Annotated in this window: 11 protein-coding genes; 7 read left to right on the forward strand and 4 right to left on the reverse strand. The window is 62.6% G+C overall.

Annotated elements, in window-relative coordinates; genetic code table 11:
- Positions 1-4 precede the first annotated feature (4 nt).
- The 7 genes from KUV51_RS03965 to KUV51_RS03995 all read left to right on the forward strand — a co-directional run bounded on the left by KUV51_RS03965 (position 5) and on the right by KUV51_RS03995 (position 9,560).
- Positions 5-826 carry a cell division protein FtsQ/DivIB gene (locus KUV51_RS03965; protein WP_222520295.1) on the forward strand — a complete coding sequence of 274 codons (822 nt, stop codon included), beginning with the start codon at positions 5-7 and terminating at the stop codon, positions 824-826.
- Positions 826-2,160 (forward strand): cell division protein FtsA, encoded by a 1,335-nt coding sequence (gene ftsA, locus KUV51_RS03970; protein WP_222520296.1) that lies wholly within the window; start codon positions 826-828, stop codon positions 2,158-2,160. The genes KUV51_RS03965 and ftsA overlap by 1 nt, the downstream gene beginning before the upstream one ends.
- 174 nt (positions 2,161-2,334) lie before the next feature.
- Positions 2,335-3,975, forward strand: a complete 1,641-nt coding sequence (gene ftsZ, locus KUV51_RS03975) for a cell division protein FtsZ (RefSeq protein ID WP_222520297.1) — start codon at positions 2,335-2,337, stop codon at positions 3,973-3,975.
- 197 nt (positions 3,976-4,172) lie between these two features.
- The gene (lpxC, locus tag KUV51_RS03980) at positions 4,173-5,096 is read left to right on the forward strand and encodes a UDP-3-O-acyl-N-acetylglucosamine deacetylase (RefSeq protein ID WP_222520298.1); all 924 of its coding nucleotides are present in this window, start codon (positions 4,173-4,175) and stop codon (positions 5,094-5,096) included.
- Between the two features lie 107 nt (positions 5,097-5,203).
- A complete protein-coding gene (locus KUV51_RS03985) occupies positions 5,204-6,073 on the forward strand; it encodes an outer membrane protein assembly factor BamD (protein WP_222520299.1) in 870 nt (289 codons plus the stop codon).
- Positions 6,074-6,113: 40 nt separating this feature from the next.
- Positions 6,114-7,763: a DNA repair protein RecN gene (recN, locus tag KUV51_RS03990; protein WP_222520300.1), complete on the forward strand. Its 1,650-nt coding sequence runs from the start codon at positions 6,114-6,116 to the stop codon at positions 7,761-7,763.
- Between the two features lie 108 nt (positions 7,764-7,871).
- Complete coding sequence (locus tag KUV51_RS03995) at positions 7,872-9,560, forward strand: chloride channel protein (RefSeq protein ID WP_222520301.1); 1,689 nt, start codon at positions 7,872-7,874, stop codon at positions 9,558-9,560.
- On the opposite strand, the gene KUV51_RS04000 is transcribed toward KUV51_RS03995, so the two are convergent.
- From KUV51_RS04000 to KUV51_RS04015, 4 genes are all read right to left on the reverse strand, one after another.
- Positions 9,557-9,901, reverse strand: coding sequence for a DUF427 domain-containing protein (locus KUV51_RS04000; protein ID WP_222520302.1), 345 nt, complete (start codon positions 9,899-9,901; stop codon positions 9,557-9,559). The genes KUV51_RS03995 and KUV51_RS04000 overlap by 4 nt on opposite strands.
- A gap of 76 nt (positions 9,902-9,977) precedes the next feature.
- Complete coding sequence (locus tag KUV51_RS04005; RefSeq protein ID WP_222520303.1) at positions 9,978-11,768, reverse strand: aminopeptidase P family protein; 1,791 nt, start codon at positions 11,766-11,768, stop codon at positions 9,978-9,980.
- A gap of 46 nt (positions 11,769-11,814) precedes the next feature.
- Complete coding sequence (cobT, locus tag KUV51_RS04010; protein WP_222520304.1) at positions 11,815-13,692, reverse strand: cobaltochelatase subunit CobT; 1,878 nt, start codon at positions 13,690-13,692, stop codon at positions 11,815-11,817.
- Positions 13,689-14,117, reverse strand: coding sequence for a hypothetical protein (locus KUV51_RS04015; protein WP_222520305.1), 429 nt, complete (start codon positions 14,115-14,117; stop codon positions 13,689-13,691). The genes cobT and KUV51_RS04015 overlap by 4 nt, the downstream gene beginning before the upstream one ends.
- Positions 14,118-14,119 lie beyond the last annotated feature (2 nt).

Raw genomic sequence — 14,119 nt, forward strand, 5'->3', positions numbered from 1 at the left:
GCGCATGCAGCGCCTAATGCTGACGCCCGGCGTGCGGTTGCTGCTCAGGGCGGGCATTCCCTTTTGCGTTTGCTTCGGCGGGGCAAGCTGGTGGCTGTCCAACCCTGATACGCAGGCCGCGATCCAGGCCACCGTTGCAGAGGCGCGGGCCAGTATCGAGGAGCGCCCGGAATTCAGGGTCAACCTGATGGCCATTGACGGGGCCGATGCCGAGCTGGCTGAAGCCATTCGCGTGGCGGTGCCGCTGGATTTCCCAATGTCCTCTTTCGACCTCGACCCGGACGCGATCCGCCAGACGGTTCTGCAGATGCCACCGGTCAAGGAAGCGTCCGTACGCATCCGTCCGGGCGGCGTCTTACAGGTCGATGTCACGCCGCGTGTGCCCGTCGCGATCTGGCGGAGGCCCGAGGGGCTGACGTTGATCGATGCAAGCGGTGCGCATGTGCGGCCCATTCCGCGCCGCAACATCCGCCCCGATCTGCCTGTGATCGCAGGGGAGGGGGCTGCTGCCCATGTGGGTGAGGCCATGCAGTTGATCGCTGCGGGTGCGCCGTTGGGCGACCGTATGCGAGGACTTGTCCGTCTGGGTGACCGCCGTTGGGATGTCGTGCTTGACCGTGACCAGCGCATCATGCTGCCCACGGATGGGGCCGTGCAGGCGCTGGAGCGTGTGATCGCCCTTGATGAAGTGGACGAGGTTTTGAAGCGCGATGTTGCGCGCATCGACCTGCGTCTGGCCGACCGCCCCACCGTGCGCATGACAGATTACTCCACCGAAGAATGGTGGCGCATACGACAATTGAATTCCGGGACCGAAAGACAGTGATGACCGACCTTTATGCCAGCCAACGCAGCATGCGGAACATGCGCAAGATCGCGATGCAGCGCGGGGTGGTCGCCATTCTGGATGTGGGCAGTTCCAAGATCGCGTGCCTGGTCCTGCGTTTCGATGGCAGCACCAAGCTGGGCGATGAGGGCGAGATCGGCTCGCTCGCCGGTCAGTCCGGGTTCCGGGTGATCGGTGCGGCCACCACGCGGTCGCGCGGCGTCCGCTTTGGCGAGATCAGCGCCATGCAGGAGACGGAACGTGCCATTCGCACGGCGCTTCAGGCTGCGCAGAAGATGGCGGGCATCCGCGTCGATCATGTGATCGCGTGCTTTGCTGGGGCGGAGCCGCGCAGCTACGGGCTGGATGCGCGGCTTGATCTGGATGGAGAGGTCGTGACCGAACAGGACGTGGCGCGCGTTCTGTCGCGCTGTGACGTGCCCGATTACGGACACGGGCGCGAGGTGCTGCATGCGCAGCCCGTGAACTTTGCCCTCGATCATCGGTCGGGTCTGTCGGACCCGCGTGGGCAGATGGGCAATGAATTGGCGGTAGACATGCACATGCTGACCGTCGATGCGCAGGCCGTGCAGCATCTGGCCCACTGCATCAAGCGCTGTGATCTGGAACTGGCGGGCATCGCTTCGTCGGCCTATGCCTCCGGCATTTCGGCGCTGGTGGAGGATGAGCAGGAGTTGGGTGCCGCCTGTATCGATCTGGGCGGGGGATCAACGGGCGTGTCGATCTTTATCAAGAAGCACATGATCTATGGCGATGCGGTGCGCATGGGTGGCGATCATGTGACGAGCGACATATCCATGGGCCTGCAAGTGCCCATGACCAACGCCGAGCGGATCAAGACGTTCTATGGCGGGGTGCATGCCACGGGCATGGATGACCGCGAGATGATCGAGATTGGCGGCGATACGGGTGATTATGAGCATGACCGGCGCACGGCGAGCCGGGCGGAGTTGATCGGTATCATGCGCCCGCGTGTGGAAGAGATCCTCGAAGAAGTACGCGCCCGTCTGGACGCTGCGGGTTTTGATCATCTGCCGAGCCAACAGATCGTGCTAACGGGTGGCGGGAGCCAGATCCCGGGCCTCGATGGGTTAGCGTCGAAAATCCTTGGTCAGCAGGTGCGCCTGGGACGTCCGCTGCGCGTGCATGGTCTGCCGCAGGCCGCAACCGGCCCCGGCTTTGCATCTGCTGTCGGCCTCGCGCTGTTTGCCGCGCATCCGCAGGACGAGTGGTGGGATTTCGACATCCCCGCCGACCGCTACCCGGCGCGCAGCCTGCGTCGGGCCGTCAAATGGTTCCGGGACAACTGGTAGTAGCGACATCTGGGGTCCATGCGGACATCCGGTAAAAAACAGCGAGAATTCGCCCATATTTTGCGGTGTTTTTGCGATTTATGGGTGACGTTTGACCCCTGAATCGCTACGGTTGGACAAATTTAGGCACAAAAACACCCGCGAATGCGGCAACCAGACAGGCGGACCTGACCTATGACCCTGAACCTTTCCATGCCCGGACATGACGAGTTGAAACCGCGTATCACCGTCTTCGGTGTTGGTGGCGCAGGGGGCAATGCCGTCAATAACATGATTGAAAAACAACTGGATGGCGTCGATTTCGTCGTTGCCAATACCGATGCGCAGGCGCTGCAGCAGTCCGCCGCGACGAACCGGGTCCAGTTGGGCATCAAGGTGACCGAGGGACTTGGGGCCGGGGCACGCGCCAGCGTCGGTGCCGCCGCTGCCGAAGAATCAATCGAACAGATCGTCGATCACCTTGCCGGCGCACACATGTGCTTCATCACTGCTGGCATGGGCGGAGGCACAGGGACAGGTGCTGCGCCGATCATCGCGCAAGCCGCGCGTGAACTGGGTGTTCTGACCGTTGGTGTTGTCACAAAGCCCTTCCAGTTCGAGGGCGCCAAGCGGATGCGCCAGGCCGAGGACGGTGTCGAAAGCCTGCAGAAGATGGTCGACACGCTGATCATCATCCCGAACCAGAACCTGTTCCGTCTCGCCAATGAAAAGACGACGTTCACCGAAGCGTTCAGCATGGCCGACGATGTGCTGTATCAAGGTGTGAAAGGCGTGACCGACCTGATGGTACGCCCGGGCCTGATCAACCTCGACTTTGCGGACGTGCGCGCCGTGATGGACGAGATGGGCAAGGCGATGATGGGCACGGGCGAAGCTGACGGCGAAGATCGCGCAATCCAGGCTGCTGAAAAGGCCATCGCCAACCCGCTTCTGGACGAGATTTCGCTGCGTGGTGCCAAGGGTGTGCTGATCAACATCACCGGTGCCCACGACCTGACGCTGTTCGAACTGGACGAAGCCGCCAACCGCATCCGCGAAGAAGTGGACCCGGACGCGAATATCATCGTCGGCTCGACACTGGACACGGCCATGGAGGGCATGATGCGTGTGAGCGTCGTCGCCACAGGCATCGACGCCACAGACGTGCAGACCGAAATTCCAGTGCCGCGCCGGTCCATGGCCGCCCCGCTGCCGCAGACAACGGCGGCTGAAGAGCCTGCACCGGCACCACAACCGATGCCTGAACCTGCGGCGGCACCGGTTGCTGCTGCAGCGGAGGAGCCTACGCTGTTCCAGGAACTGGACGTTCAGCAGGCGGCAGCACAGGACATGGCCGAAGATATCTTTGCCGATGACACCCCTGCTGCTGCAGAGGATGACCTTCCGCCCCCAGCATATCAGCCGCAAGTCGCTGCGTTCGAGCCTCGGCCCGAGCCCGAATTGCCTGCTGCTGAAGAATTCGTGGCCCCGCGCGCACCTGCGCCCGGCACCCCGTCGCCGGAAGCGCTGGCCCGCCTGCGTGCAGCAACCCAGAAGGTTGCGCCCGCTGCCGCAGCTCCTCAGCCTGCACAGGAGGCACCGGCCGCGGCGGCAGACAAGCCGCGCTTTGGCATCAACTCCCTGATCAATCGCATGACCGGGACGAATGAAGGCGCACCGGGCGGTGCCGAGCAGCGCCCCGCGCGCCAACAGCCGCCGGTCCAGGCCCGAGGTGCCGCGCCAGCGCCCGCACCTGCGCCGCGCCCCGCGGAAGCCGCTGATCCGGATCAGGAGCGGATTGAAATCCCGGCCTTCCTGCGTCGCCAGGCGAACTGATTTCTGGTCACAAACCAGTCGAGAGGCCGCTCGCGAGCGGCCTCTTTTCGTTTTTGGAATCAAGCCCTTACAGGTTGTCGGGCGCGTTGCTGCGCATCTGTTACAACGATGTTTCAGACCGTTGCAAAGAGTGAGTTGTGTGTTGCCCCCCGCGCGCTTAGCTGTGAGGGCGTAGGAAATTGTTATGGGTGGGGCCCGTGCAGACAACTGTTAAAGGACCTGTAGTGTTCACCGGATGCGGACTGCATTCCGGTCGGCCTGCGCGTCTTACGATCCGTCCCGCCATGGCCGAGCACGGCATCTGGTTTTGCCGCACCGACATCACCGACCGCGATGCGCTGATCCCGGCCCGCTACGACGCGGTGCACCAGTCCCCGTTGTGCACGACGCTGGTGAATGACGCAGGCGTATCCGTAGGTACTGTCGAACATATCATGGCTGCCATCGCAGGCTGCGGCGTTCACAACGCCCTGATCGAGATTGATGGCCCCGAAGTGCCGATCGTTGACGGGTCAGCCCTGCCTTTCGTGCGTGGCATCATGCAGCGCGGTTTGCGCCGTTTGCCCGCCCGCGTGCGGGCGCTGGAAGTGCTAAAGACCGTGACGGTTACCCACGGCGACGCCAGTGCCAGCATCGCCCCGGCAAAAGAGATGCGCATCGACTTCCACATCGATTTTGCCGACTCGGCCATCGGCCGTCAGTCGAAGTCGCTGAACATGGCGAATGGCAGCTTTGCCCGCGAGTTGAGCGACAGCCGCACCTTCTGCCGTAAGGATGACGTCAAGAACATGCAGGCCAATGGCCTGGCTCTGGGCGGCGCGCCTGGTGTGAATGCGGTCGTGTTTGATGGCGACCGGGTGTCGAGCCCCGGCGGTTTGCGCCACGCCGACGAGCCCGTACGCCACAAGATGCTGGATGCGCTTGGTGACCTGGCGCTCGCCGGTGCGCCGTTGATCGGCCACTATACCGGTGTCCGGGCGGGCCATACGCTGACCAACCAGTTGCTGCGCGAACTCTTCGCCACACCTGATGCCGTTCGCATGGTCACATGCGATCCCGACATGACTGCCCGGTTGCCCGGCGCGGGGCTGGTCTGGGACGAAATCCCGGAAGTCGCCTGAACGTCATTGCGCGGGTAAATCGTCATTTCACCCCACCAAAACTTTGTGCTAGAGACAGGCAAACAGCCCCAAACGGGCGGTGTTGAGCATCTTGGGGGTGGCAAGGGATGATCCGCGGAAATTCCATCGCGCGTCTTGCGGCAGTGACAACCATGGCAGCGCTTTTGGCGGCGTGCGGCGGCGACAATGGGCGTCCGACCACAGGCGGGTTCTTCAACCGTCAGGAAGTCCCGCTCGAGAGCTTCTCGGCTGAGCAGATCTTTGAACGCGGTGAGTTCGAGTTGGAGCAGGGGGACCTGACCGACGCGGCCTTCTACTTTGGTGAGATCGAGCGGCTTTATCCTTACTCTGATTGGGCGCGCCGCGCACTGATCATGCAGGCCTTTGCCTACCACCGGGACAAGGACTACCCCAACAGCCGTTCGTCCGCGCAACGCTTCATTGACTTCTATCCCGATGACGATGATGCGGCTTATGCCCAGTATCTGCTGGCGCTGAGCTACTATGATCAGATCGATGAGGTGGGGCGCGATCAGGGCCTGACCTTCCAGGCGCTGCAATCGCTGCGCGAGGTGATCGAGCGCTACCCTGACAGCGAATACGCCAAATCCTCCGTCCTGAAATTCGATCTTGCCTTTGACCACCTTGCGGGCAAGGAGATGGAGATCGGTCGGTTCTATCTGCGCCGCGACAATTTTGCCGCTGCCATCAATCGCTTCCGCGTCGTGGTTGAGGATTTCCAGACCACCACGCATACGCCCGAGGCGCTGCACCGTCTGGTCGAAGCCTACCTTTCGCTCGGCCTCACGGACGAGGCACAGACGGCTGGTGCGATCCTGGGCTACAACTATCAGTCCACCGAGTGGTATCAGGACAGTTTCAACCTGCTGACCGGGCAGGGGCTGGAGCCGAATGCCCGCGGCAACAATTGGCTGTCCGAGATCTATCGTCAGATGATCAAGGGCCGGTGGCTCTGATCAAGAGGCGCGGCGCGCCGCGCATCACCGGGGTCTGCTGATGCTGCGCGGGTTGGACATATCCGACATGCTGATCATTGACCGGCTGGAACTACAGTTCCAGCCGGGCCTAAACGTGCTGACAGGTGAAACGGGGGCAGGCAAGTCGATCCTTCTGGACAGTCTGGGCTTTGTGCTGGGGTGGCGCGGGCGTGCCGATCTGGTCCGGCAGGGTGCTGCGCAGGGTGAGGTGACGGCGTGGTTCGACCTGGCCGATGAGCACCCCGCTCGCGCGGTGCTGGACGAGGTGGGCTTGCCCGTGGACGACGAGTTGATCCTGCGTCGTGTAAACACCGCTGACGGTCGCAAGACGGCCTGGGTCAATGACCGTCGCTGCTCGGGCGAGGTGTTGCGGGCACTGTCCGATACTCTGATCGAATTACATGGGCAGCATGATGACCGGGGCCTTTTGAACCCGCGTGGGCATCGCATGATCCTTGACGACTTTGCGGGGTTGGAGGGCGCGCGGGACAAGACGCGCAAGGCATGGCGCGCCGTTGGACAGGCGAAAAAGGCGCTGGCCGAGGCAGAGGCGGCGATGGCGGCCATTCGCGAGGAAGAGGATTTCCTGCGGCACGCTGTGGCCGAGTTGGACGCGCTTGACCCGCAGCCGGGTGAAGAAGCTGAACTCGACACCAAGCGCCGTCTGATGCAGGGGGCAGAACGTATTCGTGAGGATGTGCAGCGTGCCCATCAGGTCCTTGGCCACGACGGGGCCGAAGGAGCGGTGACTGACGCTGTCCGTTGGCTCGATGGTGTCGCTGACAGTGCAGAGGGGCAGCTTGATGCGCCGCTGGCTGCGCTGTCACGGGCGATGGTCGAGTTGGATGAGGCGACAGATGGCATCGTTGCGGCGCTGGAAACCCTGACATTCAACCCGTCTGAGCTGGAAGACACCGAGGAGCGGCTGTTTGCCATTCGTGGGCTGGCCCGCAAGCATGATGTGATCCCGGACGAGTTGGCGCGTTTTGCGGATGATCTGCGCAAAAAGCTATCCGCGCTGGATGCGGGGGATGCCGACCTTGGCCGTTTGCGGTCGGAGTTGGATACAGCGCAAACCGCATATGACGCGGCGGCAGACAAGCTCGGCGCAGCCCGCCGCAAGTCGGCCAAGGCGCTCGACAAGGCCGTGATGGCAGAGCTTGCACCGCTCAAGATGGAGCGGGCCGTTTTTGAAACCCAGATCACAGATGAAGAGCCGGGGCCGGAGGGTCGCGATGCCGTGGCCTTTACTGTAGCGACGAATCCCGGCGCACCTGCTGGGCCGTTGAACAAGATTGCATCGGGTGGCGAACTCAGCCGCTTTCTGCTGGCCCTCAAAGTGTGCCTGACGCGGGAACAATCGGGCCTGACCATGATCTTTGATGAGATCGACCGGGGCGTGGGTGGTGCCACCGCCGACGCGGTTGGGCGGCGCCTTAGCCAGATTGCCGAAACGGGGCAGGTGCTGGTCGTGACCCACTCGCCGCAAGTGGCCGCCCTTGGTGCGCATCATTGGCGCGTGGAAAAAAAGGTGGCGAAGGGCATGACCACCTCTCAGGTCGTGCCGCTTGCCGCGCCGGAGCGGGTGGATGAGATCGCCCGGATGCTTGCGGGCGACACCATCACGGATGAGGCGCGCGGCGCGGCCCGTGCATTGTTAAGCGGCTAAAGCCTTGCCATCGGGCCACAATCGCGGCTCTGTGACATCGCGGGGGCTTTCGCGACCGCAGCAATCGGCGTAACCCTTGAGTAGCCACAGTTTTTGCAGCCCGGCCCCATGTCCGCCCCCGACCGATCCATTCTGTCCCAGCAACTCGCCCTCGCGGTCACCGCGTGCAAGGACGGCTGGCATGTGCTGCGGCATCGCGGACCGAACCAGCTGCAATTCTGGTTCATCGCCCTTGCCATCGGTATCGCAGCAGGCTTTGCCGCGCTGTTCTTTCGCAAGGGGATCGAGGCGCTGCAGGCCTTTCTCTATGGCACCGAAGACGTGCAATACCTGCACACCTTCGCGTCTTCTTTGCCATGGTATTGGATACTGGTCATCCCGATCGTCGGCGGCCTTGTTACAGGCCTGATCCTGCACAACTTCACCAAGGATGGCGTCGCCCGCAGTGTGGCTGACGTGATCGAAGGTGCGGCCCTGCGCGACGGGCGCGTGGGTACGCGGGCCGGGGTCGCATCTGCATTTGCAAGCTTCATCACCCTGTCGACGGGTGGCTCCACGGGGCGGGAGGGGCCAGTTGTGCACATGGCCGCCGTCATCTCGACCAAGGTGTGCCGCTGGATCAAGGCCGATGGGGTCACAGGTCGTGACCTTCTGGGCTGCGCAGTGGCCGCTGCAGTGTCCGCCAGCTTCAACGCGCCCATTGCAGGTGCGCTCTTTGCCCTTGAAGTCGTACTGCGCCATTTCGCTGTCCATGCATTTGCCCCAATCGTCATCGCAAGTGTCGCGGGGACCGTCATCAACCGGCTCGAGTTCGGGGATGTCACCGAGTTCATGGCGCCCGATACCAACGAGCTGGTGTTCTACCAGGAACTGCCTGCCTTCCTGATCCTCGGGCTTCTCTGCGGGCTTGTGGCCGTCGTGCTGATGCGCGCGATCTTCTGGACGGACGATTTGGGCACGGCGTTTCAGACCCGCACCGGTATGCCCCGCTGGCTGCGTCCGGCCGTGGCTGGCGCGCTGCTGGGTGCCATGGCGATCTTCTATCCGCACATCATCGGCGTGGGGTATGAAACCACCTCGCTGGCGCTGACCGGGCAATTGGCGCTGAACGAGGTCGTGGTGTTCATCATCATGAAGACTGCCGCCGTGGCGATCACCATGGCGGGGCGCATGGGCGGCGGGGTGTTTTCACCGTCGCTGATGATCGGGGCGCTGACCGGGCTGGGGTTTGGCCTAGTGGCGACTGGCATCTTCCCGGATGTCTCCGGTTCCGTAACGCTCTACGCGCTCGCAGGGATGGGGGCGGTTGCTGCTGCCGTGCTCGGCGCGCCTATTTCCACAACGCTCATTGTCTTTGAACTGACCGGAGACTGGCAGACCGGTCTGGCGGTGATGGTGGCCGTGTCGATGTCCACGGCGCTGTCCTCGCGCCTTGTCGACCGCTCCTTCTTCCTCACCCAGCTTGAACGGCGCGGCGTTCACCTTGCCGCCGGGCCGCAAGCCTATCTGCTGGCCATGTTTCGCGTGGGATCGGTCATGCGCAAACCGGACGATGCCCGTGCCGCTGATGAGGCGCGCTGTTGGGAGATGATTGGCGAAGGCATCTATGTGGACCAAAACGCCACGTTGGAGGCGGCAATGCCCATCTTTGACCGGACCATGGTGCGGTTCATTCCGGTGGTCACACTCACCGGTGAGAACGCCGCGCCCGAGCTACAGGGTGCCCTGTTTCATGTGGATGCGTTGAAAGCGTACAACCGCGCATTGGCCGCGACGGCAGCCGAAGAGCACAGCTAGATTTCTTCGACGGTGACTCCGTTGTTCGTGTAGAAGGCCAGGTGGTCCTTGATGCGGGCGACGCCGTCCATTGGGTCTTCATAGGTCCAGACTGCGTTTGACAGGGTCTGCGATTTGGTCACCACGGAATAGTAGTTCGCATCGCCCTTGTGTGGGCAGTGGCTGGTTTTGTCCGTACGGTCGAGGAAGGCCATCGCGATGTCCTCGCGCGGGAAGTAGATGACCGCGGGGTAGTCACCTTCGCTCAGCTCAAGTGCCGCGCTGCTTTCGCCCAGAACGGCCCCACCTGCGCGCACGGTCCATGTGCCGGGTGCCTTGCGGATCGTGATATGATCAGCCATGCCTGAGCCTCCTTCTCATTGCATTTTCGTCGTGATGAAGCGCCGGTGTAACAGATGAATGACACCCGTGCCAGTGCTAGAGCGGGGCGCAGGCCTGCTCCAACCACGCGCGCGCCTCGTCCGAGACACGCGGCCCAATTTTCTCAAGCGTTTCCGCGTGATAGGCGTTGAGCCATGTACGCGACGGCGCATCCAGCATGTCCACGACGATCAGGCGTCTGTCGATCGGCGCAAAGGTCAACGTGCGCCAGGACAGCATCTCGCGATGGGCATCGCCGCCGGGGGGGCACTCGGCCTGTTCCACCACGATCAGGTTCTCGATGCGGATGCCGAAGCCGCCCTCGCGATAGTAGCCCGGTTCGTTGGACAGGATCATGCCCGGTTCAAATGGCACAGTGCTGACACGGCTCAGCCGTTGCGGTCCCTCGTGCACGGACAGGTAGGCGCCCACGCCGTGGCCGAGCCCGTGGTCAAAGTCCTGATGCGCATACCAGAGAGGCGCGCGACCAATGGCTTCGATGTCACGACCTGCGAGACCCTTGGGCCAAATCAGGCGGGACATGCCGATCATGCCCATCAACACGCGCGTAAACGCGGCGCGCGCTTCCTCGGGCGGCGTGCCGATGGGGATCGTGCGGGTGATGTCGGTGGTGCCGTCGAGATACTGCCCGCCGCTGTCGAGCACGATCAGGTGGCCGTCTTCGAGCGTGCTGTCGGTTTCTTCTGTCACGCGGTAGTGCATGATGGCGCCGTTGGGGCCGGTGCCTGCAATGGTCTCGAAGCTGATGTCCTGAAGGGCGTTGTCGCGGCGGCGATACTGTTCCAGTTGGGTGACAACCTGCGTTTCGCGCAGGCTTCCAGGCTTTTGGGCATCGAGCCACGCGAGCAATTCGACCACGGCGGCACCATCGCGCAGATGCGCTTCGGCACTTCCTGCGATTTCGGCTGCGTTCTTGCACGCCTTGGGCAGCGCGCAGGGGTCGTCACCCCACTGCACCCGGTCGCCGATGGCGTCGGCGACGATCACGGGGACCGAGGATTTTTCCAAACGAACCGGCTCTTCGAGTGCTTCAAGCGCGCCGAGAAAGGCGTCGGGTGCAAAGCAGGTAACCTCGTTGCCCAGATGATCCCGCACCTCGACCAGCTTTGCCGCATCCATGAAAAGGTCCACGGCGCCCGAGGCATGAAGAATCGCAAAGCCCTGCGCAATCGGATTGCGCGGAATGTCAGAGCCGCGGATGTTCAAAAGCCAGCACAGGCTGTCTGGCAGGGTGATCACTGCGGATGCTGCCCCGGACTCGGTTAAGGCTTGCGCCAGACGTGCGCGCTTGTCTTCGTGGCTTTCGCCGGCAAACTCTAGTGGATGGACCTTCGCCATCTCGGCGGCTGGTCCAGGTTGATCGTCCCAGATACGGTCCACCACGTTGTCGCACTGGATCAATGCGATCCCCGTGCCCTTCAACCCATCCTCTGCTTGCGCAATCTGGCTGGGCGTATGCAACCAAGGATCAAAGCCGACCTTGCCGCCCTCTGGCAACTGCTCCTTCAGCCAATCAGCGAGCGATGTTTCAGGCCACGGCACGGGTGTGTAGTCAGGGGCCACCTGCGCCTTCACCTGCGTGCGGTAGCGCCCGTCGATGAACACTCCGGCGACATCCAGAAGTGCCGCACAAAATCCGGCAGAGCCGGTAAAGCCGGTCAACCACGCCAACCGCTCATCGCGGGCCGAGACATACTCGCCCTGATGCGCATCCGCGCGCGGGACGAGGAACCCATCCAGCCCCTCGGCTTTCAGTTCGGCGCGAAGCGCCTTCAATCGCGGTGGACCTTGCTCTGGACGTGCTGTGACCTCAAAGCTCTGGAACATGATCCACCTTCATCTTGCCAAATAAACTCTCCCCGAAGGGCCGCTCTCAACTCGCGCGCTTCATTCCCATAACGCGCGCCCGTGCCCGCGGATCGCTGTCAAAGAGCGCCGCCAATTGCTCGGTCATGGCACCCGCCAATTGCTCCACATCCGTAATCGTCACGGCGCGGTCGTAGTAGCGGGTGACGTCATGCCCGATCCCGATGGCCAGCAGCTCAACAGCCCGTTTGCGTTCGACCATCGCAATCACATCGCGCAGATGCTTTTCGAGGTAGTTTGCAGGATTTACGGACAGGGTGGAATCGTCCACCGGCGCGCCATCCGAGATCACCATCAGGATCTTGCGCGCCTCTGGACGCGAGACCATGCGGCGGTGCGCCCATTCCAGCGCCTCGCCATCGATGTTTTCCTTAAGCAGCCCTTCCTTCATCATCAGGCCGAGATTGGGCCGCGTCCGGCGCCAGGGCGCGTCGGCGGACTTGTAGATGATGTGGCGCAGATCGTTGAGGCGTCCGGGTTGGCTCGGTCGGCCATCATTGAGCCACGCCTCGCGGGCAAGGCCGCCTTTCCATGCGCGGGTGGTGAAGCCGAGAATTTCGACCTTCACGTTGCAGCGTTCCAAGGTGCGCGCCAGAACGTCTGCGCAGATGGCGGCAATGGAAATCGGCCGCCCCCGCATGGAGCCGGAGTTGTCCAAAAGCAGCGTCACGACTGTATCGCGGAATTCTGTGTCTTTCTCGACCTTGAAGGACAGCGGCGTCGTCGGGTTCGCCACCACACGGGCGAGACGGCCCGCATCCAGCATCCCTTCCTCCCGGTCAAATTCCCATGACCGGTTCTGTTGTGCCTGCAACCGGCGTTGCAACTTGTTGGCAAGGCGCGACACGGCACCCTTCAACGGCTCCAATTGCTGATCCAGATAGGCGCGCAGGCGTTCCAACTCGACTGGCTCGGCCAGATCCTCGGCCCCGATCTCTTCGTCGTGGGCGTCGAGATAAACTTGGTAGTCCGGATCAGCCTCGGACACAGGCTGCGGGGCAGGGGGTTCGAGCGGCGCCTCACCCTCGGGCATCTCCGCCTCTTCGCCCAGCTCTTGATCCGCCATGTCGTCCATGGATACCTGGGCTTCGGACGCATCCTGCGTTTCGTCCTGCGAGGATTCGGGCGTGCCTTCGGCGTTTTCCTCGTCCTGATCATCCTGTCCGGTGCTGTCGGGTTCCTGATCCTCTTCCTGGCCTTCCTCGGCCTCGTCTTCCATATCCTCGTCCAGCTGGTCGGGATCATCGCCCAACTGATCGCCATAGCCGAGATCGGTGATCACCTGACGGGCGAACTTCGCAAAGGCGGCTTGGTCGTCCAGAATGTCACCAAGGTTTTCGAGGGTCCCGCCAGCCTGATCCTCGATAAACCCGCGCCACAATTCCATCGCGTTCTCGGCGCCCGACGGTAGATCGCGTCCCGTAGCGAGATGCCGCACCAGATATCCGGCAGCCGCGGCGAGCGGCACGTCCGAGGCCTGCTTGCACTGATCATAACCTTTGCGCAGCGCTTCATTGGCGATCTTGGCGTCGATGTTTCCGGCCGTGCCCGGCATGTCACGCGCACCCATCGCCTCGCAGCGCGCGGTTTCCATGGCCTCATAGAGATCACGGGCCATCTCGCCCTGAGGCGAGTACCGCGCGTGGGTCTGCCCATTGTGGTATCGACGGTGCAGGGCCAGTGCGTCTGCGGTCCCGCGGGCCAGCAGCACTTCCTCGCGCGTCATCCTGCGCGACACCTGCGGCAGTCGCATGGAATCTCCCGATACCCCTGCCGGATCGACGGAGTAGGACACGTTCAACTCCGGGTCATTCGCCATGACCTTGGTGGCCTCGGCCAGTGCCTTCTTGAACGGATCTGCGGGGTTGTCGTTTTGGGTGCTCATTTGCTCACAGTGTCAACACACGTCGATATGTCTGCCAATAGAAATGTCACGTCGTCAGCATTTCCTGCTTTGGCGCGGACCAGCATTTGACTATAAATACCTTCGTTTCGCTTTTCCACTTCATCGACGCCCAGCGAGAGCGCTAAGGCCCACAAAGGCAGTAGCCCATCATTTGTCTGTGCGTCGGCCCAAGTCTTGTCCCAGTCGTGTCCAGCTTCTTGGAACGCAAAGTCATTTCCACGTTGAGAGAAGATGTCGTCTCGGGATGCCGCAAAAAAGGCGTGGTTGGGTGGCAACGCTAAAACCTCAGCGAAACTTGAATCTTTGGACTTCCATGAAAGCCGCGCAAGCCCGGCGCACCTCGCATAGAATGCGAACGGATGGTCGGGTTCTCCTGTAGCTGATTGAAGTGCAAGCCTGTCCATGG

The organism is Tateyamaria omphalii (genome assembly GCF_019802125.1).
Taxonomy (GTDB): domain Bacteria; phylum Pseudomonadota; class Alphaproteobacteria; order Rhodobacterales; family Rhodobacteraceae; genus Tateyamaria; species Tateyamaria omphalii_B.